The sequence below is a fragment of the Microbacterium sp. genome (assembly GCF_017305435.1).
Lineage (GTDB): Bacteria > Actinomycetota > Actinomycetes > Actinomycetales > Microbacteriaceae > Microbacterium.
Genome location: NZ_JAFKIP010000004.1, coordinates 1 through 19,310 on the forward strand (window position 1 = coordinate 1; position 19,310 = coordinate 19,310).

The 19,310-nt window shown below is 70.9% G+C and carries 19 protein-coding genes and 1 rRNA gene; all 20 read left to right on the forward strand.

Features of this window, described 5'->3' with window-relative positions; translation table 11 throughout:
• Window positions 1-101: ribosomal RNA gene (gene rrf, locus J0I43_RS06115) — 5S ribosomal RNA — on the forward strand; the annotation flags it as partial.
• A 72-nt stretch (window positions 102-173) separates the two neighbouring features.
• Window positions 174-1,622: a primosomal protein gene (locus J0I43_RS06120; RefSeq protein WP_292860643.1), complete on the forward strand. Its 1,449-nt coding sequence runs from the start codon at window positions 174-176 to the stop codon at window positions 1,620-1,622.
• Window positions 1,622-2,662, forward strand: a complete 1,041-nt coding sequence (locus J0I43_RS06125) for an HAD-IIA family hydrolase (RefSeq protein WP_292860646.1) — start codon at window positions 1,622-1,624, stop codon at window positions 2,660-2,662. Before J0I43_RS06120 ends, J0I43_RS06125 begins: the two co-directional genes overlap by 1 nt.
• 16 nt (window positions 2,663-2,678) lie before the next feature.
• On the forward strand, window positions 2,679-2,852 hold the full coding sequence (locus J0I43_RS06130) for a hypothetical protein (RefSeq protein ID WP_292860649.1): 174 nt from the start codon (window positions 2,679-2,681) through the stop codon (window positions 2,850-2,852).
• Window positions 2,849-3,673 (forward strand): TlyA family RNA methyltransferase, encoded by an 825-nt coding sequence (locus tag J0I43_RS06135; protein ID WP_292860652.1) that lies wholly within the window; start codon window positions 2,849-2,851, stop codon window positions 3,671-3,673. Before J0I43_RS06130 ends, J0I43_RS06135 begins: the two co-directional genes overlap by 4 nt.
• Window positions 3,670-4,644 carry an NAD kinase gene (locus J0I43_RS06140; RefSeq protein ID WP_292860655.1) on the forward strand — a complete coding sequence of 325 codons (975 nt, stop codon included), beginning with the start codon at window positions 3,670-3,672 and terminating at the stop codon, window positions 4,642-4,644. Before J0I43_RS06135 ends, J0I43_RS06140 begins: the two co-directional genes overlap by 4 nt.
• Window positions 4,641-6,344, forward strand: a complete 1,704-nt coding sequence (recN, locus tag J0I43_RS06145; RefSeq protein WP_292860658.1) for a DNA repair protein RecN — start codon at window positions 4,641-4,643, stop codon at window positions 6,342-6,344. The genes J0I43_RS06140 and recN overlap by 4 nt, the downstream gene beginning before the upstream one ends.
• 6 nt (window positions 6,345-6,350) lie before the next feature.
• Window positions 6,351-8,069, forward strand: a complete 1,719-nt coding sequence (locus J0I43_RS06150) for a CTP synthase (RefSeq protein ID WP_292860661.1) — start codon at window positions 6,351-6,353, stop codon at window positions 8,067-8,069.
• On the forward strand, window positions 8,062-8,646 hold the full coding sequence (locus J0I43_RS06155; RefSeq protein ID WP_292860664.1) for an NUDIX hydrolase: 585 nt from the start codon (window positions 8,062-8,064) through the stop codon (window positions 8,644-8,646). The genes J0I43_RS06150 and J0I43_RS06155 overlap by 8 nt, the downstream gene beginning before the upstream one ends.
• A 7-nt stretch (window positions 8,647-8,653) precedes the next feature.
• Entirely contained in the window at window positions 8,654-9,598 is a 945-nt protein-coding gene (locus J0I43_RS06160) for a site-specific tyrosine recombinase XerD (protein WP_292860667.1), read from the forward strand.
• Window positions 9,599-9,697: 99 nt separating this feature from the next.
• Window positions 9,698-10,351 carry a vitamin K epoxide reductase family protein gene (locus J0I43_RS06165; protein WP_292860670.1) on the forward strand — a complete coding sequence of 218 codons (654 nt, stop codon included), beginning with the start codon at window positions 9,698-9,700 and terminating at the stop codon, window positions 10,349-10,351.
• 83 nt (window positions 10,352-10,434) lie between these two features.
• Window positions 10,435-11,613: an aminotransferase class V-fold PLP-dependent enzyme gene (locus J0I43_RS06170; RefSeq protein WP_292860673.1), complete on the forward strand. Its 1,179-nt coding sequence runs from the start codon at window positions 10,435-10,437 to the stop codon at window positions 11,611-11,613.
• 3 nt (window positions 11,614-11,616) lie between these two features.
• Window positions 11,617-12,696, forward strand: a complete 1,080-nt coding sequence (locus J0I43_RS06175) for a hypothetical protein (RefSeq protein ID WP_292860676.1) — start codon at window positions 11,617-11,619, stop codon at window positions 12,694-12,696.
• Window positions 12,697-12,899: 203 nt separating this feature from the next.
• Window positions 12,900-13,733 (forward strand): ParA family protein, encoded by an 834-nt coding sequence (locus J0I43_RS06180; RefSeq protein WP_292861923.1) that lies wholly within the window; start codon window positions 12,900-12,902, stop codon window positions 13,731-13,733.
• Complete coding sequence (locus J0I43_RS06185; protein WP_292860679.1) at window positions 13,717-14,523, forward strand: ScpA family protein; 807 nt, start codon at window positions 13,717-13,719, stop codon at window positions 14,521-14,523. The genes J0I43_RS06180 and J0I43_RS06185 overlap by 17 nt, the downstream gene beginning before the upstream one ends.
• Complete coding sequence (gene scpB / locus J0I43_RS06190; RefSeq protein ID WP_292860682.1) at window positions 14,513-15,163, forward strand: SMC-Scp complex subunit ScpB; 651 nt, start codon at window positions 14,513-14,515, stop codon at window positions 15,161-15,163. The genes J0I43_RS06185 and scpB overlap by 11 nt, the downstream gene beginning before the upstream one ends.
• A complete protein-coding gene (locus J0I43_RS06195; RefSeq protein WP_292860685.1) occupies window positions 15,160-15,942 on the forward strand; it encodes a pseudouridine synthase in 783 nt (260 codons plus the stop codon). The genes scpB and J0I43_RS06195 overlap by 4 nt, the downstream gene beginning before the upstream one ends.
• A gap of 9 nt (window positions 15,943-15,951) precedes the next feature.
• The gene (locus J0I43_RS06200; RefSeq protein ID WP_292860688.1) at window positions 15,952-17,082 is read left to right on the forward strand and encodes a prephenate dehydrogenase; all 1,131 of its coding nucleotides are present in this window, start codon (window positions 15,952-15,954) and stop codon (window positions 17,080-17,082) included.
• A complete protein-coding gene (cmk, locus tag J0I43_RS06205) occupies window positions 17,079-17,795 on the forward strand; it encodes a (d)CMP kinase (protein WP_292860692.1) in 717 nt (238 codons plus the stop codon). The genes J0I43_RS06200 and cmk overlap by 4 nt, the downstream gene beginning before the upstream one ends.
• On the forward strand, window positions 17,785-19,308 hold the full coding sequence (gene der, locus J0I43_RS06210) for a ribosome biogenesis GTPase Der (RefSeq protein ID WP_292860695.1): 1,524 nt from the start codon (window positions 17,785-17,787) through the stop codon (window positions 19,306-19,308). Before cmk ends, der begins: the two co-directional genes overlap by 11 nt.
• Window positions 19,309-19,310 lie beyond the last annotated feature (2 nt).

Here is a 19,310-nt window from a genome sequence, read left to right on the forward strand (position 1 = left end):
TGAGGGAAACGCCCGGTCACATTCCGAACCCGGAAGCTAAGCCTCACAGCGCCGATGGTACTGCAGGGGGGACCCTGTGGGAGAGTAGGACACCGCCGGACTCCTTTTCACGGAAAGGCCACCCCACACAGGGGTGGCCTTTCCGCGTTACACGCGCATGAAAGGATGCAGCCATGGCTGACGAACGACGACCGCAGAACGATGGTGCGCGACGGTCAGCGGGCGGACGTCCTCCAGCCCGTGATGGCGAGCGGAAGCCTTACGTCAAGCGCGATGGCGAACGGAAGCCGTACGAGAAGCGCGATGGTGAACGCAAGCCGTACGAGAAGCGTGACGGCGACCGTAAGCCGTATGAGAAGCGCGATGGTGAACGCAAGCCGTATGAGAAGCGCGATGGTGAACGCAAGCCGTACGAGAAGCGCGATGGCGAGCGCAAGCCGTATGAGAAGCGTGACGGCGACCGTAAGCCGTATGAGAAGCGTGACGGCGACCGTAAGCCGTATGAGAAGCGCGATGGCGAGCGGAAGCCGTACGAGAAGCGCGACGGCGAGCGGAAGCCCTACGTCAAGCGCGACGGCGAGCGGAAGCCGTACGAGAAGCGCGACGGCGAGCGGAAGCCGTACGAGAAGCGCGATGGCGAGCGGAAGCCGTACGAGAAGCGTGACGGCGAGCGGAAGCCCTACGTCAAGCGCGACGGCGAGCGGAAGCCGTACGAGAAGCGTGACGGCGACCGTCGCGCGTCCCGTCCGCCGCAGGGGTCGGAACGCCGTGTCTCGGCGCCCGCTGGGCCTGCACTGCCCGACGACATCACGCCCCATGACCTCAACGGCGCGGCGCGCAATGAGCTGAAGACCCTCAGCAAGGAGAACGCCGAGCAGGTCGCTCGTCACCTCGCGATGGCTGCGCGGCTGATCGATGTCGATCCCGCACTCGCTCACGAGCACGCGCTCGCGGCATCCCGCAGCGCGGGTCGTATCGCGATCGTTCGCGAGACGGTCGCGATCACCGCCTATGCGACAGGAGACTTCGCCTTGGCGGTGCGCGAAGTGCGCACGTTCCGCCGCATCTCCGGGCGCGACGACCAGATCGCGCTCCTCGTCGACAGCGAGCGGGGCCTCGGCCGCCCTGACCGTGCGCTCGAGGCCGGCCGCGCCGTAGACCGTGCGTCGCTTCCTGTCGACGTGCGCGTCGAGCTGGCGATCGCCATGTCCGGCGCACGCCTCGATCTCGGAGAGAACGAGCGCGCGCTCCAGGAACTCGACATTCCCGAACTCGACCCCGAGCGCGCGTTCCGTTGGAGCCCGGGGCTGTTCGCCGCGCGTGCGGCGGTGCTCGAGGAACTCGGACGCGTGGACGAAGCCGCCGAGTGGCAGCACCGCGCGGTCATCGCTGAAGAAGCGCTGGATGCCGTCGACGCCGACCTCGAGACGCTGGAGATCGACGAGATCGAAGAGCTCGACATCGACCTGGACGATGAGGACGACGACGCGCCTGTGTCCGATGCGACGGCGGTCGAGTCGGAGGATTCCGTCACTGCGCCGAGCGTGCAAGACGAGGTCGACGAGATTCTCGCGGATGCGGGTGTCGACGAAACGGACGCGAAGGCCGGAGCCGAGGACTGATGGCTCTGTTCTCGCGACGCCGGGCGGCATCCACGCCGCTCGACGGAGTCGACGCCGTGCTCGCGGATCTCGACGGCGTCGTGTACGCCGGAGCGGGAGCCCTGCCGTATGCCGTCGCGAGCCTCAACCACGCGGGCGAGACCCGACGGCTCGGCTACATCACCAACAACGCGTCCCGTCGGGACGAGACCGTCGCCGCGCATCTGAGGGAACTCGGTCTTGCCGCGACACGGGCGGAGGATGTCGTCACCAGCCCGCAGGCCGCCGTGCGACTGTTGCAGGAGCGGGTGCCGGAGGGCGCGACGGTGCTGGTCGTGGGCGGTGACGGACTCGTCTTCGAGTTGGAGAAGGCGGGCTACACCGTCACTCGCAGCGCCGACGATGCCCCCGCGGCCGTCGTGCAGGGCTTCGCGCCGGACGTCGGCTGGAGTCAGCTCGCCGAAGCGGCCTACGCGCTCGCGCTGCCGGAGGACGAGGGCGGGATCCCGTGGATCGCGACCAACACCGACTGGACCATCCCGCAGGCCCGCGGCATCGCGCCCGGCAACGGCACCCTGGTCTCGGCCGTGCACACGGCCGTGGGGCGGCTCGCGGTCGTCGCGGGAAAACCGGAACGGCCCATCTTCGACGAAGCCGTGAACCGTTTCGGTGCGCGCCATCCGCTCTTCATCGGTGACCGGCTCGACACCGACATCGCCGGCGCGCAGGCGGCGGGCATCGACTCCGTGCTGGTCCTGACCGGCGTCGATCGTCCGAAGCACGTCCTCGCCGCTCCGACGACGTCGCGGCCGACCTACATCGTCGGCGATCTGCGCGAGCTGCACGAGCCGTACCCGGAGACCCGCGTCGACGGCGACGTGACGACCGTCGGCGATGCGTCCGTGCGTATCGACGGCCCCGACGTACAGATCGTCAGCACGGGCGATCGTCCCATCGACCTCGTCCGCGCCGGCGCCGCCGCGATCTGGGCGACGGGTCGTGCGATCTACGGCTTCCGCGTGCCCGAACGCCTCTACGCAGACCCGTTCCACCGGCCCTGACGCGTATCGTGGACGCATGTCCTTCGATATTGCCGACGCCGCCGGCGCGGATGCCCGCCGGGAGGATCTCCTCTCCACGCTCGAGGTGATCGAGCAGCAGCCGCTCGCCGAACGCGCCGCCGCATACGCGGCGCTGCACGACGAGCTCGCGCGGCGCCTCGAAGCCGGCCCGCGGGACGGATCCGCGTGACGAAGCGCCTCGATGCCGTCGTCGCCGAACGGGGGCTCGCGCGCTCCCGCACGCACGCCGCCCAGCTGATCGATGCCGGCCTCGTGTCGGTCGACGGACGCCCCGTGGTCAAAGCGGCCACGCGCATCGGGGACGAGCAGGAGGTCGCCGTCGCGGCATCCGACCACTACGTCAGCCGTGCGGCGCACAAGCTCATCGCGGCGCTCGATGCCTTCGACGTCCGCGTGGCGGCTCGGCTGTGCCTCGACATGGGCGCCTCCACCGGCGGCTTCACCCAGGTGCTCCTCGAGCGCGGTGCGGCACGGGTGCTGGCCGTCGACGTCGGGCATGGACAGCTCGCACCGGAGCTCGCCGCCGCGGACGCCGTCTCCGCCGTCGAGGGCTTCAACGTGCGATACATGACGCCCGACTCGCTCGCCGCCGCGGTCGGGGGCGTCGCCGCGCCGCCGAGCCTCGTCACGGGTGACCTCTCCTTCATCTCCCTGACGCACGTGCTGCCTGCCGTCGCCGCCGTCGCGAGCACGGATGCGGACGTCGTCCTGCTCGTCAAGCCCCAGTTCGAGGTCGGGCGGTCCGGCGTGCGCGAAGGGCTGGTGACGGATGCCGCAGCACGTGCCGATGCCGTCATGGGCGTGCTGTGGGCGGCGTGGGATGCCGGGTTCGGCACCCGCGGCGTGATCGCTTCGCCGATCGCGGGAACGCACGGCAACCAAGAATTCCTCGTGCATCTGCGCCCTGCCGCGACCCTTCCTGCGGCGGGCGTCGACGGAAATCCGACAGAATACCTGGAAGCCGTGAACGAACTGGCGGGAGCGAAATGACCGACGGGAACACCTCCGCAGCAGGGGCGGAGCGGCGTGAGATCCTCGTCGTGGCGCATGCCCGCCGCGAGGACACCGTCGCTGCCGCTCGCCGAGTGATCTCGGCGGTGACCGCGGCCGGTGCGCAGCCCGTGCTCCCGGACGGAGACGACGAGTTGCGGACCGCGCTCGGCGACGTCGGCGCGATCGCGACGCTCGGGGTCGACGTGACCGTGGCGGCGATCGACCTCGCGATCGTCCTCGGCGGCGACGGCACGATCCTCCGCGCTGCGGAGCTCGTCCGAGAGGGCACGGCTCCGATCCTCGGCATCAACATGGGCCACGTCGGCTTCCTCGCCGAGATCGAAGCCGACGTCATCGACGAGGCAATGCGACGCGTCATCGCGCGTGAGTACGAAGTCGAGGAGCGCATGACCCTCGCCGTCGAGGTGATCGACGCCGCCGGTACGACGATCTACGACACCTGGGCGCTCAACGAAGCCACCGTCGAGAAGGCGTCGCGCGAGCGCATGATGGAGGTCGTCATCGAGATCGACGGCCGGCCGCTGTCCAGCTTCGGGTGCGACGGCGTCGTCATCTCCACACCGACCGGATCGACCGCGTACAACTTCTCCGCCGGCGGGCCCGTCATCTGGCCCACGGTGGAGGCGATCGCCGTCGTGCCGTTGTCGGCGCACGCCCTCTTCGCCCGCCCGCTCGTCGTGGGCCCCGAGGCCGCGGTCGCGATCGAGGTCCTCGCGCGCACCGACGGCATCGGCATCCTCTGGTGCGACGGTCGTCGTTCGCACGACCTGCCGCCGGGTGCGCGCGTCGTCGCGCGCCGCTCCCCGACGGCCGTGCGGCTCGCGCGCCTGCACCCCGCGCCGTTCACCGATCGGCTGGTGCGCAAGTTCCAGCTCCCGGTCGCCGGCTGGCGCGGCCCCGACACGCATCGTCTCGGCGTGCCGCCCGCCGGCGAGGGCACGGCATGATCGAGCAGATCACCCTGCGCGATCTCGGCGTCATCGCGCGCGCCACGCTGCCGATGGGCCCCGGATTCACGGCCATCACCGGCGAGACCGGAGCCGGCAAGACCATGGTCGTCACGGGCCTCGGGCTGCTCATGGGCGCGCGCTCCGACGCGGGCGCCGTCCGCGCAGGCGCCGACCAGGCCGCCGTCGAGGGCGTGTGGATCGTGCCGGAGACCGGTTCCGTCGCCGAACGCGTCGCGGATGCCGGGGGAGAGGTCGAGCCGATCGGAGACGGCCGCGCCGAACTGTATCTCGGTCGCACGGTCACGGGCGAGGGTCGCAGCCGCGCGAGTGTCGGCGGACGCGCCGCCCCGGCCGGTGTGCTCGCGGACCTCGCGGAGCAGCTCGTCGTCGTGCACGGCCAGTCCGATCAGCTGCGGCTGCGTTCGGCCGCCGCGCAGCGCGATGCGATCGACCGCTTCGGAGGAGACGAGATCGCGTCTCCGCTGGCCGAGTACCGCGCGGCGTACGAGCGGGCCCGGGCGATCGCCGCCGAGCTCGCCGACCTCACCGCGCGTCGGGAGGAACGGGCCCGCGAAGCGGAACAGCTACGCACCGACCTTGCCGAACTGGAACAGCTGGATCCGCAGCCCGGTGAGGACGCCGACCTCGCAGCCCGGGCCGAGCGTCTGGCGCACGCGGAGGACCTGCGGGTCGCTGCGACGCAGGCACACGCGGCCCTCTCGAGCGACGACGACGCGCCGGATGTCGTCAGCCTGCTCGCCGACGCCCGCCGCGCCCTCGAACGTGCCGCGGGCAGTGACGCCGCCCTGCAGGCGCATGCCGCGACGCTCGAGGACCTGGGCTACCGCGCCGCGGACCTCGCCACCGAACTCAGCGGCTACCTCGCCGACCTCGACGAGTCCGGACCGCACGAGCTCGCCGCCGTCGAGGAGCGCCGCGCGGCGATCGGTGCGCTCGTGCGTTCCCACGGCACGCTCGACGCAGCCCTCGCCCTGCGTGCGGACGGCGCGCTGCGCCTGGCCGACCTCGACGACGACGGCGACCGCGCTCTGCGGCTCGACGACGAGAGCGCGCAGGCGCAGGAGCGGCTGGATGCCGCGGCATCCCACCTCACCGATGTGCGCCGTCGAGCCGCCGAGCGCCTCTCGGCGGCCGTCACGGAAGAGCTGCGCGCGCTCGCCCTGCCGGATGCACGCGTCGTCGTCGCCGTCGAACCCGCCGCGCCGAGTGCCGCCGGCCGGGACGACGTCACGATCCTGCTCGCGCCGCACCCCGGCGCGGAGCCGCGGCCCGTCGCCAAGACCGCCTCGGGCGGCGAACTCAGCCGCGTCATGCTCGCGATCGAGGTGGTGATCGCCGGGGCCGACGCCGTGCCCACTTTCGTGTTCGACGAGATCGACGCCGGCATCGGCGGTGCGGCGGCCATCGAAGTCGGCCGCCGCCTCGCGGCTCTCGCACGGACGAGCCAGGTGATCGTGGTCACGCACCTCGCCCAGGTCGCGGCCTTCGCGAACAATCACCTGAGCGTCGTCAAATCGAGCGACGGGTCGGTCACGGCATCCAGCGTCCGCGCCCTCGACGGCGAAGAACGCGAGGCGGAGATGGCCAGGCTGCTCTCCGGCCTGCCCGATTCGCCCGCCGCTCTCGAACACGCTCGTGAGCTCCTGACCCTCGGCCGTTCCAGCCTGATAGGATGAAAGCCCGTGACGGACACTACTTCAGACGCGGGCAAAGCTTCGAGCAAGACTTCAGACGACACCACCAAGCACATCTTCGTGACGGGCGGTGTCGTCTCGTCGTTGGGGAAGGGCCTGACGGCCGCGTCGCTCGGTAATCTCCTCACCGCGCGGGGGCTGCGGGTCGTGATGCAGAAGCTCGATCCCTACCTCAACGTCGATCCGGGCACGATGAACCCGTTCCAGCACGGCGAGGTGTTCGTCACGGATGACGGTGCCGAGACCGACCTCGACATCGGTCACTACGAGCGCTTCCTCGACATCGAGCTGAGCCAGGCCGCGAACGTCACGACGGGGCAGATCTACTCGCAGGTGATCGCCAAGGAGCGTCGCGGCGAGTACCTCGGCGACACCGTGCAGGTGATCCCGCACATCACCGACGAGATCAAGCGTCGTATGCGGCTGCAGGCCGATGAGAGCCCGAAGCCCGACGTCATCATCACCGAGATCGGCGGCACCGTCGGCGACATCGAATCGCAGCCGTTCATCGAATCGGCCCGGCAGATCCGTCACGAGCTCGGCCGCAAGAACGTCTTCTTCGTGCACGTCTCGCTCGTTCCGTTCATGGGGGCCTCGGGGGAGCAGAAGACGAAGCCCACGCAGCACTCCGTCGCGGCCCTCCGCTCCATCGGCATCCAGCCCGATGCGCTGGTCCTGCGCAGCGACCGCCCCGTCACGGAATCGAACAAGCGCAAGATCGCGCTGATGTGCGACGTCGACGAGGACGCCGTCGTCAACGCGGTCGACGTGCCGTCGATCTACGACATCCCCTCGATGCTCAACGAACAGGGCCTCGACGCGTACATCGTCGATGCCCTCGGCCTCGGTCGCAAGGCGGACGAGGTCGACTGGACGCGGTGGAGCACGGTCCTCGGCGCCGTGCACAACCCGAAGCACGAGGTCACGATCGGTCTCGTCGGCAAGTACATCGACCTCCCCGACGCGTACCTGTCGGTCACCGAGGCGCTGAAGGCCGGCGGTTTCGCGCAGGAGACGAAGGTGCAGATCACCTGGATCCCGTCCGACCTGTGCGAGACGCCCGAAGGCGCGGAGAAGGCGCTCGGCGCCGTCGACGGGATCGTCGTTCCCGGCGGCTTCGGGATCCGCGGAATCGAGGGCAAGCTCGGGGCACTGCGGTTCGCGCGCGAGCAGGGCATCCCGACGCTCGGGATCTGCCTGGGCCTGCAGTGCATCGTCATCGAGTACGCGCGCAACGTCGCCGGCATCGTGGATGCCTCGTCGAGCGAGTTCGACCCCGACACCGCCCACCCGGTCATCGCGACGATGGCGGAGCAGGTCGACATCATCGACCACGGCGACATGGGCGGGACGATGCGCCTGGGCCTCTACGAGGCGGAGCTGGCGGAGGGATCGCTCGCCGCCGAGGTGTACGGAGCGAACCGCGCGAGCGAGCGGCATCGTCACCGCTACGAGGTCAACAACCGCTATCGTGACCAGATCGCGGAGGCGGGACTGTGGTTCTCGGGCCTTTCGCCCGACCACGGACTCGTCGAGTACGTCGAGCTGCCGCGGGACGTGCACCCGTACTACATCGCGACGCAGGCCCACCCCGAGCTGCGCTCCCGTCCGACGCAGGCGAACCCGCTGTTCCGGGGGCTCATCGCGGCGGCCCTCGAGCGCCACCGCGCGAGCGAGCTCTTCAAGGACGAGGTCGAGCGTGTCTGAGTCCATGACCCTCCACGACGAGCCGTTCGAGGCGGACATCGCCGCGAGCGAGCTCGTCTACGCGGGGCGGGTGTGGGACGTCCGCAGCGACACCCTCCGTTACGGCGACGGCGAGATCGTGCGGCAATACGTCGACCACCCCGGGGCGGCCGCCGTCGTCGCGATCGATGACGAGGAGCGCGTGCTGCTGATCCAGCAGTACCGTCACCCGATCCGGCACCGCGACTGGGAGATCCCCGCGGGGCTGCTCGACGTCGCGGGCGAGCCCCCGATCGAGACGGCGCGACGTGAGCTGGCCGAAGAGGTCGACCTCGTCGCGGCATCCATCGAACCGCTCGTCTCCGTCTTCACGACCCCCGGCGGCAACGACGAGGTCGTGCACATCTTCCTCGCGCGCGGTCTCGCCGCGGCATCCGAGACGTTCGCGCGCACCGACGAGGAGGCGGACATCCGCACGGAGTGGGTCGGCCTGCCCGACGTCGTCGACGCGATCCTCGCGGGGCGCATGCGCAACGGCATCCTCGTGGCGGGGATCCTCGCCGCCGCAGAGAAGCTGTCGCGCCTGCGCCGGAGCTGACGACCCGGTGGAGCTCGGTCGCGCGGTCGACGTCTACCTCCGGCACATCGCCCTGGAGCGGGGGCTCTCCGCGCACACCGTCGCCGCCTACCGTCGCGACCTCGCCGGTTACCTGGAGTGGCTCGCTGCGCACGACATCACCGACACGGACGACGTGACCGCCGCGCTCGTCACCTCCTTCGCCGCGGAACGCGCGTCCCTGCAACCGCCCCCCGCGGCGACCTCGCTCGCGCGCCTGCAATCGTCGGTGCGGGGCCTCCACCGCTTCCTCGTGCGCGAGGGCATCACGACGGCCGACCCGAGCGAGCGACTGCGCCCGCCGAAAGCGCCCCAACGACTGCCCAAGGCGCTGTCGATCGCGCAGATCGAGGCGCTGCTGGATGCCGCGGGCCCGGCGCCCGGGCCCGTGCCGGGCACGACGCCGGTCGCGGGGGAGGAAGCGCTCATCCCGCTCCGTGATCGCGCCCTGCTGGAGCTGCTCTACGCCACCGGGGCGCGCGTGTCGGAGATCATGCAGCTCGACGTCGACGACCTCGCCCACGGTGACGTGCTGCGCGTGCGCGGAAAGGGTGCGAAAGAGCGGATCGTTCCCGTCGGCTCCTACGCGCGCGCCGCGGTCGACGCCTACCTCGCCCGCGCCCGTCCGGAGCTCTCCCGTCGCGGACGCGCGAGCCCTCGCCTCTTCCTCGGCGCCCGCGGTGCGCCGCTGTCCCGGCAGGGCGCGTGGCTCGTCATCCAGGCCGCCGCCGATCGTGCGGGACTGTACGCCCACGTCTCGCCGCACACGTTCCGCCACTCGTTCGCGACGCACCTCCTCCAGGGCGGCGCCGACGTGCGCGTCGTGCAGGAGCTCCTCGGGCATGCGTCGGTCGCGACGACGCAGATCTACACGCACGTCACCGCCGACGCCCTGCGTGACGTGTACCTGACGTCGCACCCGCGCGCCCGCTGACCGTTCCCCCGTCAGCCGCGAGCGTCGCGTACGCACGCGGCGGGTTTCTCCCGGCGCGTGCGCTGAGGGCAGGCGTGGAGGCGGGGAGAGGATGACCGCATGAGTGCTGAGCCCGAGCCGGCCCCCGGGGCCGCTCCGAGCGACCCCTCCGCGGAGGTGCGGCTGCACCGTCCGGGGCGGGGGCTCGCTGCCTGGTGGATCGTGGCGGGCGCCGTCGGCGGCACCGTGGCGTTCCTGCTCTATCTGGAGTACGTCGGGCAGCTCACCGGGTCGACTCCGCTGATCTCATGCAGCATCAGCCCGATCGTCACGTGCGGACCGAACCTGCTCACGCCGGGTGGGAACCTGTTGGGCTTCAGCAACTCGATCCTCGGCATCATGCTCTTCTTCGGGCCCGTGTACGCCGGCGCCGCTGCGCTCGCCGCCCCCGCGGGGCTGCGGACCTGGTTCTGGCGGGTCTACGCCGTCTTCGTCGCCGGTGCCTTCGTGTTCGTGCACGTCCTCGCCTACCGCAGCGTATTCGAGTACGGCTCGCTGTGCCCGTGGTGCATGGTCGTCTGGCTCGTCACGATCCCGCTCTTCTGGACGGTGGCGGGATGGACTCTGCGGGCGGGCGTCTGGGGGGATGCCGACGGCGCCCGGAGGTGGGGTGCGGGCATCCTCTCGTGGCTGCCGCTTCTGGTCGTCCTCGACTATCTGCTGATCGGAGTGGCGGCGCAGCTGCGCCTCGACGTCATCGGAAGTCTGTTCTGACGGTGAGCAGACTCTTCGAGGGATGGCGCCGGCGACGGGATCCGGATGCGGAACACGGCCGCGGGGATGCCACGGAGTCCCGGATGGCCTCGACCGGCCTCCGGGCGGACTTCCCGTACCTCGACGCGGACGAGGTCTATCTCGACGCGGCGTGCCAGTCGCTGCGTCCGCTGCCGGTGCTGGATGCCATGACGGACTACTACACGACCTTCGGCGCCTGCGGGGAGCGCGGTCGTTATGCGTGGGGCCGGCGCGTCGACCAGGCGGTCGAGGCGGCCCGGGTATCCACACTCGCCGCGCTCAGGGCGTCGCCGCGCACCCACACGTGTGCCTTCACCCTCAACACCACGATGGGCCTGAACCTGCTGCTGCAGCAGCTGCCTCCCGGTCGCTACGCGCGTGTCATCACGACACACCACGAGCACAACTCGGTGTTCCTCTCGACGATGACCGCGGCGCGTCGCCTAGGCATCCCGCGCCACGTCGTCGAACGCTCCCTCCACGGCGACGTCGATCTGACCGCTGTCGATCTGACGGACGCTCTCGTCGTCCTGTCCGCGATGGACAACGTCACCGGCACAGTGACCCGTGATCTCCCCGCGATCGCGGCGGAGGTGCATCGGCGCGGGGGCGCCCTCCTGCTCGACGCCGCGCAGGCCGCACCGCACGCCTTCGCGAGCCTCCGCGGCCTCGACGCCGACGCGATCTGCTTCTCGGCGCACAAGCTCTACGGGCCGTCCCTCGGCGTCGTCGTCGCGACCGATGCGCTGCTGCGCAGTCTCGAGCTCACGTTCGTCGGGGGCGGCCAGGTCGACGCCGTCACGACGGACGGCTTCGTGCCCGCAGCCGCCGTGCACACGCGTCTCGAGCCCGGGCTGCAGGCGTGGGGGGAGATCATCGGGTACGGCGCGGCTCTCGCCTGGTTCCTGCCCCGAAGCGCCGAGATCGAGCGCCACGAGGACGCGCTCGGCGCGCGTCTGCGGGACGCGCTCGTCGAGATGCCGAACCTGCGCGTGTTCGGGCCCGTCGAGCGATCGGCGACGATCTCCGTCGTTCCGGAGCGCGTCGACGCGCATCGTCTCGCGGCATTCCTCTCCCAGGCGGGGATCATGGTCCGGAGCGGTCACTTCTGCGCCCACCACTGGCTCGACGAGCGCGCGCACCTCCCCACGCTCGTGCGCTTCAGCCTCGGCGCCCACACGACCGAGAGCGACATCGATCACTCGATCGTGGTCATGGACCGCCTGATGCGAGGGCTCTGACCCGTGGTCTGCATCGTCGCGTTCTTCGTCGTCCTCGTCCTCTCCGCCGTCTCGGCGAAGTACCGCAAGCTCCTCGGCAAGGCCTGGGGCTGCTTCTCCCGCCGCGTGACCTTCCGGGCCTGCGACACCTCGTTCCGCGACGATGTGAAGACCTCGATGCTCGCCCCCCTTGCGATCCGTGCGCCGCGGCTCGTGAAGCCCGCCTCGATCGCGATCGAGGTGCTGGCGTGGCTCATGGTGCTGTCCCTCGTGGTGAGCCTGTATCTGCTCGGTCGCAGCGGGCTCAACCTCTTCGTGTACGGCACCTGCGACAAGCAGGACACGCAGGCCTGCACGCTCGCGGCCCAGGCCTGCTCGATCGGCGGCAGCGAGCCGGGCTTCTGGGAGTCGGTGGGTCACGGCGACGTGCTCGGCGCGTTCGGTCGTGAGTTCGCCTCGGTCGGGGACACCATCTCCACGATCCCGAGCCGCCTGCGCGAGTGGGATGCCGCGGAGTTCGCGAGCCCCGACGCGACCTACCTCGGCGGCTACGTCGCGGGTCGGCCGGTCGCACTCGAGGTGCTCGACCCGGGCTGCCGCTTCTGCGCGGAGCTCTTCCGGAACATGCGGGCCTCCGGCTTCGACGAGACCCACAACGTCACGTACATCGCGTACCCGATCGACGGCGGGTTCGGGCCGAAATTCGCGAACTCCCCGCTCATCGCTTCGTATCTGACCGCGATCCGGGCCTGGGAGGCCGCGCACGGGACGACGACCGCGGAGACCGGGGACTGGTACATCCTCGAGCAGCTGTTCACGACCGTCGCCGACGACGGGCGCAGCACGCAGGAGTGGATGAACGCGGCGACGCCCGAGGAGGCGACGGCCCGGTTGCAGGAATGGCTCTCCGCCGACGGCTACGCCGCGGACGCCGTCGCCCAGATCGCGGTGCTCGCCGCATCACCCGAGACCGCCGCGACGCTCCGGGCCGGACGGACCGTCGTGGAAGACGACATCCGGACCGTCGCGATCCCGTCCCTCATCGCCGGCGGGCGGCTCCACTCCGGCCTCGTCGACGTGGATGCCCTCCGCGACATGCCCTGACCCGACGATGCGCGGGCGGCCATGGTGCGCGGGCGGACACGGTGCGCCGACGGCATCCGGCGACGCGTGGGCGCCCGACGGCCGCGTCTCACCGTTCCCGAGCGCGCGCTCGGTAGACTCGGGGGACGCAGTCGGAGAAGGCGGGAGTGTCGGTGACGGAGAAGACGCGGGGGACGAGGAAGGCCTCGGCCGAGGACATCCCCATGGGTCCGACGGGGCGCCCGTACCACGGCTTCCCGACCCCGGCGCCCCTCGATGCGCACGGCCCCGCTCGCATCATCTCGCTGTGCAACCAGAAGGGCGGCGTCGGCAAGACGACGACCACCATCAACCTCGCGGCATCCCTCGCCGAATACGGTCGCCGCGTGCTCGCGGTCGACTTCGACCCGCAGGGTGCGCTGTCGGCGGGCCTCGGCATCGCGACGCACGACGTCCCGACGATCTACGACCTGCTGCTGGACACGAAGCGCGACCCGCACGAGGCGATCGTGCACACCTCGACGCCGGGGCTCGACATCATCCCGGCGAACATCGACCTCTCCGCCGCCGAAGTGCACCTCGTGAACGAGGTCGCCCGAGAGACGATCCTCTCCCGCGTGCTGCGGAAGGTCGCCGGCGAATACGACGTCGTGCTCGTGGACTGTCAGCCCTCGCTCGGCCTCCTCACGGTGAATGCACTCACCGCGAGCCACGGCGTGCTGATCCCGCTCGAGTGCGAGTTCTTCGCGCTGCGGGGCGTCGCCCTGCTGATCGAGACGATCGACAAGGTGCGCGACCGTCTCAACCCCGCGATCGAGCTCGACGGAGTGCTCGCGACGATGTACGACCCGCGCACGCTGCACTCGCGCGAAGTGCTCGAGCGCGTCGTCGAAGCGTTCGGTGACGACGTGCTGGAGACCGTCATCGGGCGGACCGTGAAGTTCCCGGATGCCTCGGTGTCGGGCGTGCCGATCACCCAGTTCGCCCCCGAGCACGCGGCGGCCCAGGCCTACCTGCGCCTCGCGCGGGAGCTGGTCGCCCGTGGCGCCGTCGCCTGACGAGGCTTCCGCGGGGTTCCGCGTCTCGCTGTCCGGCTTCGACGGGCCGTTCGACCTGCTGCTGTCCCTCCTCGGTGCGCACGAGCTCGACATCACCGAGATCTCACTGTCGAAGGTCACGGACGAGTTCATCTCCTATCTGAAGGGCCTCGACGACGCGGAGGAGTTGGAGCAGGCATCCGAGTTCCTCGTCGTCGCCGCGACGCTGCTGGACATGAAGGTCGCCGGCCTCCTGCCGCAGGGCGAGCTCGTGGATGCCGAGTCGGTCGCCCTGCTCGAAGCTCGCGATCTGCTGTTCGCACGTCTGCTGCAGTACCGCGCGTTCAAGGAGGTGTCCGCGTGGTTCGAGCGGTCGCTCCGCCGCGAGGACCGGCGGCACGTGCGGGCCGTCCGGCTCGACGAGAAGTACCGCCGCGCGGTGCCGGAGCTCGTCTGGACGCTCACGGCCGCCGACTTCGCGGCGCTCGCGATGCTCGCCTTCGCGCCGAAGGAGATCCCGCACGTCGGGCTCGACCACCTGCACGCGCCGCTCGTGTCGATCCGCGAGCAGGCGGCGATCGTCGTCACTCTGCTGCGGGATGCCGGTGTGCTGAGCTTCCGCGAGCTCGTCGCAGGTACGGACCAGCCGGGCGTCGTCGTCGCGCGGTTCCTCGCGGTGCTCGAGCTGTACCGGCACGCCGCCCTGTCGTTCGAGCAGCTCGAGCCGCTCGGCGAACTGACCCTGCGCTGGACCGCGGAACGCTGGTCCGAAGAGAACCTCGCCACCCTGGGAGCCGATTATGACCGATGACCTCACCGGCGCCGCTGCGCCGGACGCCCTGGCGGGTGCGGACTCCGCCGAGTCCTTCGACTCGCCCGCCCGCTCGCAGGAGCCCGCCGACGTCGCCCGCCGACTCGAAGCGATCCTCCTGATCGTCGACGAGCCGCAGAGCCTCGTCGCGCTCGCCGCCGCGGTCGCCGCTCCCGTGCCGGCCGTCCGTCAGGCGATCGAGGGTCTCGTCGCCGACTACGACGGGGAGGCCGGAGGCCCGCGCCGCGGCTTCGAGCTGCGCGAGGTCGGCGGCGGGTGGCGGCTGTATGTGCGGGAGGAGCTCGACGACCTCGTCAGCGAGTTCGTCAGCGGTCAGGCGCCGAGCAGGCTCTCGCAGGCGGCGCTGGAGACCCTCGCCGTCATCGCCTACAAGCAGCCCGTGACCCGCAGCCAGGTCGCGGCGATCCGCGCCGTCAACGTCGACTCGGTCGTGCGCACGCTCGTCGCGCGCGGACTCATCACCGAGCTCTTCCACGACCCGGAGACGGGCGCCATCAACTACGGGACGACCGACGCCCTGCTCGTGAACCTCGGGATCAACTCCCTCGACGAGCTCCCGCACATCTCCCCGCTCCTCGACGACGGCGCCGAGGGCTTCGACAGCGAGGTCGTGCGATGACCGCCGCGGAGGAGGGCGTGCGCCTGCAGAAGGTCCTCGCGAACGCGGGCGTCGCCTCGCGGCGCGTCTCCGAGCAGTACATCGTCGAAGGCCGCGTGCGCGTCAACGGGCAGGTCGTCACGGAGCTGGGCTCGCGCATCGACCCGGCATCCGACCTCGTCGACGTCGACGGGACGGCGATCCAGCTCGATCCGACCAAGCGCTACGTGATGCTGAACAAGCCGACCGGCGTCGTCTCGTCGATGAAGGACGAGCACGGCCGCCCCGACCTGCGGCGCTTCACGACGGAGTGGGAAGAGCGTCTGTACAACGTGGGACGCCTGGACGCCGAGACGAGCGGACTGCTCGTCCTGACCAATGACGGCGAGCTCGCGCACGTGCTCGCGCATCCCTCGTTCGGCGTCGCGAAGGTCTACATCGCGAAGGTCGAGGGGCGCGTCGCCCCGCAGACGATCGCGCGGCTCACGAAGGGCGTCGACCTCGAGGACGGCCCGATCGCCGCCGACAAGGCGCGCCTGCTGGATGCCTCCGCCGGCAGCTCCCTCGTCGAGCTGACCCTGCACTCCGGCCGCAACCGGATCGTGCGTCGGATGCTGGCCGAGGTCGGCCACCCCGTCACGGAGCTCGTCCGGCGCCAGTTCGGCCCCCTCCACCTGGGCACCCTCCCAGCGGGGCGGGCGCGGGAGTTGACTACAGTGGAACGCGGCGCGCTGCTCACCGTCGCGCGCCAGGCGGATGCTCCCTCGAGCCCCTCCGCCGATGACGAGGCTGACTCCTAGGCGGAAACCGTGACCGACTCCACCGTCGCTGCGGCGCGTGCACGCGACGTGCGCGCCCCGCGCACGTCGGGCTGCGTGCGCATCGTCGGCGCAGGTCTCCTCGGTTCGAGCATCGGGCATGCGTTGACGGGGCTCGGCGTCGATGTCGTACTCGCCGACGCCTCGCCCGCGCAGCTGCGCCTCGCGATCGACTACGGCGCCGGCCGCGCCGAGGCATCCGGAGACGACCCCGCCCTCATCGTCGTGGCGACGCCGCCCGATGTCGTCGCCGACGTCATCGAGCGGGAACTGCACGCCTACCCGCGCGCCGTCGTCACCGACGTCGCGAGCGTCAAGCTCGAGCCGCTGCAGCAGCTGCGCTCGCGCGGCGTCGACCTCACGCACTACATCGGTTCGCACCCGCTGGCCGGTCGGGAACGCGGGGGAGCGATCGCCGCCCGCGCCGACATCTTCGTGGGCCGCCCGTGGGTCGTCTGCCGCGACGGCGAGACCCCGGCATCCGATCTCGCCCTCGTCGAAGGCCTCGCGCTCGATCTCGGCGCGACCCCGATCGAGATGACCCCCGAGGAGCACGACCGGTCGGTCGCGCTCGTCTCGCACGTGCCGCAGCTCGTGGCATCCCTCCTCGCGGGCCGCTTCATCGATGCGCCCGACGATGCGCTCGGACTCGCCGGCCAGGGCGTGCGCGACACGACCCGCATCGCCGCCTCGGCGCCGGAGCTGTGGGTGCAGATCCTCGGCGCGAACGCGGCGCCCGTCGTCGACGTGCTCGACGCGCTCGCGCACGATCTCCGCGACGTCGCGGACGCCCTGCGCGCCCCCGAGCGTCCGGGCGCACGCCGCACGGTCGCCGACACGATCCGCCGCGGCAACGACGGCGTCGCGCGGCTGCCCGGCAAGCACGGCCAGCGCCGCCGGTTCGAGAGCCTCGTCGTCATGGTCGATGACACTCCGGGTCAGTTGGGACGTCTGTTCGGCGAGCTCGGTGAGCTCGAGGTGAACGTCGAGGACCTGCGGCTCGAGCATTCGCCCGGCGCGCAGTTCGGGCTGGCGGAGATCAGCGTCGTGCCGACCGTGCTGCACCGCGCCGTCCAGGGGCTGGAAGAGCGCGGCTGGAAGATTGCGAGCCTGCCCTCATGAGCGATTCTTCGTCCGCGCCCGTCACGATCGCGATCGACGGACCCGCCGGATCCGGCAAGTCGAGCGTCTCGAGGGAGGCCGCTCGACGACTCGGCTACGGGTATCTCGACACGGGAGCGGCCTATCGCGCGCTCGCCTGGCACGTGCTCGACCGTGAGAGCGGCGCCGACACGACCGACGAGCAGACGGTGCAGGATGCCGCGGCCGCCTTCCCCTACGCCATCTCGCTCGATCCGGACGACTACTGGGTGCGGGTCGGTGATGTCGACGTCACCGCCGCCATCCGCGAACCCCGCGTCTCCGCTGCCGTGAGCGGCGTCGCGCGCATCCCCGCGGTGCGCGAGAACGTGAACACGCTCTTCCGCGCCCTCGTGCGCGACTCCGGCCGCCCCGGCGTCGTCGTGGAGGGCCGCGACATCACAACAGTCGTCGCCCCCGACGCGCCGGTCCGCATCCTCCTCACGGCGTCGCCCGAGGTGCGTGCCGCCCGCCGCAGCGCGGAGCTGAGCGGCGAGGATGCCGCCGCCGTCGCGAGCGCACTGCACCGCCGCGACGCGGCCGACAGCAAGGTCGTGGACTTCCTGAGCGCCGCCGACGGCGTGACGGTGGTCGATTCGACCGATCTCGATTTCGCACAGACCGTGGCCGCCGTCCTGGACGTCGTCGCCGCGGAGATGAACACGCAGACACAGGAGACGAACGATGGCCGCTGAGGACGAGTACGAGGGCGGTCCCGACCAGCTCGAAGAGAAGATGGCAGAACTCGACGAGGGGCTCGCCGAGCAGCGGGCCGCGACGCTGCGCGACTCGCTCAGCGACTACGACCTCGACGAGGACGACACCGAGCTGCTCGCGGGATTCACCGCGGGCGGTGAGATCGTCGAGGCGTTGCCGGCTCTGCCCGTCGTCGCGATCGTCGGGCGCCCGAACGTCGGCAAGTCGGCGCTCGTCAACCGCATCCTCGGGCGCCGCGAAGCCGTCGTCGAGGACACGCCCGGCGTGACACGCGACCGCGTCACCTACAAGGCCGAGTGGATGGACCGCCGCTTCTCCCTCGTCGACACGGGCGGATGGGAGCCCGACGCCCGCGGCATCGATCGCTCGGTCGCCGCCCAGGCGGAGGTCGCAATCGACCTCTCCGACGTCGTGCTCTTCGTGGTGGATGCCATGGTCGGCGCGACCGCGACGGACGAAGCCGTCGTGCGGCTGCTCCGCAAGACCTCGAAGCCCGTCTTCCTCGTCGCGAACAAGATCGACGACGCGCGGCAGGAGCCGGAGGCGGCGGCGCTGTGGAACCTCGGCCTCGGTGAGCCGCACCCCGTCTCGGCGATCCACGGGCGCGGCGTCGCCGACCTCCTCGACGAGGTCATGAAGGTGCTGCCCGACGTCTCCGCCGTCGCGAAGGCCGAGCTGGGCGGCCCGCGTCGCGTCGCGATCCTCGGGCGCCCCAACGTCGGCAAGTCGTCGCTGCTCAACAAGGCGGCGGGCGAGGAACGCGTCGTTGTGAACGAGCTCGCCGGCACGACGCGCGACCCGGTCGACGAGATCGTGGAGCTCGGCGGCAAGCTGTGGCGCTTCGTCGACACCGCTGGCATCCGACGTCGCGTGCACCTGCAGCAGGGTGCCGACTTCTACGCGTCGCTGCGCACCTCGGCCGCCCTCGAGAAGGCGGAGGTCGCCGTCGTCGTCCTCGACGTGTCGCAGTCGATCAGCGTGCAGGACCTCAACATCATCGACCTCGTGCTGGAGTCCGGCCGTGCGCTCGTGCTGGCGTTCAACAAGTGGGATCGCCTCAACGACGATGACATGGAGAACGCAGACCGCCGCCGCTACCTCGAGCGCGAGATCGAGCAGGACCTCGCGCACGTCGCGTGGGCTCCGCGCGTCAACATCTCGGCGCGGACCGGGCGTCATCTCGACAAGCTCGTGCCGGCGCTGGAGACCGCGCTCGCCTCGTGGGACCAGCGCATCTCGACGGGCAAGTTCAACGCCTTCCTCACCGAGCTCGTCGCCGAGCACCCGCATCCGCTCCGCGGAGGCAAGCAGCCGCGCATCCTGTTCGGCACACAGGCGGCGACGCGCCCGCCGACGTTCGTGCTGTTCACGACCGGGTTCCTCGACCCGGGCTACCGCCGGTTCATCCAGCGGCGCCTGCGCGAGATCTTCGGCTTCGAGGGCACGCCGATCGTCACGAACATGCGGGTCCGCGAGCGCCGACAGCGCTGACC

Excerpts from the sequence above, each read along its gene's own strand:
- J0I43_RS06120 (WP_292860643.1), top strand. The coding sequence starts at position 174 with ATGGCTGACGAACGACGACCGCAGAACGATGGTGCGCGACGGTCAGCG.
- J0I43_RS06125 (WP_292860646.1), top strand. The coding sequence starts at position 1,622 with ATGGCTCTGTTCTCGCGACGCCGGGCGGCATCCACGCCGCTCGACGGA.
- J0I43_RS06130 (WP_292860649.1), top strand. The coding sequence starts at position 2,679 with ATGTCCTTCGATATTGCCGACGCCGCCGGCGCGGATGCCCGCCGGGAG.
- J0I43_RS06140 (WP_292860655.1), top strand. The coding sequence starts at position 3,670 with ATGACCGACGGGAACACCTCCGCAGCAGGGGCGGAGCGGCGTGAGATC.
- recN (WP_292860658.1), top strand. The coding sequence starts at position 4,641 with ATGATCGAGCAGATCACCCTGCGCGATCTCGGCGTCATCGCGCGCGCC.
- J0I43_RS06165 (WP_292860670.1), top strand. The coding sequence starts at position 9,698 with ATGAGTGCTGAGCCCGAGCCGGCCCCCGGGGCCGCTCCGAGCGACCCC.
- J0I43_RS06170 (WP_292860673.1), top strand. The coding sequence starts at position 10,435 with ATGGCCTCGACCGGCCTCCGGGCGGACTTCCCGTACCTCGACGCGGAC.
- J0I43_RS06180 (WP_292861923.1), top strand. The coding sequence starts at position 12,900 with ATGGGTCCGACGGGGCGCCCGTACCACGGCTTCCCGACCCCGGCGCCC.
- scpB (WP_292860682.1), top strand. The coding sequence starts at position 14,513 with ATGACCGATGACCTCACCGGCGCCGCTGCGCCGGACGCCCTGGCGGGT.
- J0I43_RS06195 (WP_292860685.1), top strand. The coding sequence starts at position 15,160 with ATGACCGCCGCGGAGGAGGGCGTGCGCCTGCAGAAGGTCCTCGCGAAC.
- cmk (WP_292860692.1), top strand. The coding sequence starts at position 17,079 with ATGAGCGATTCTTCGTCCGCGCCCGTCACGATCGCGATCGACGGACCC.
- der (WP_292860695.1), top strand. The coding sequence starts at position 17,785 with ATGGCCGCTGAGGACGAGTACGAGGGCGGTCCCGACCAGCTCGAAGAG.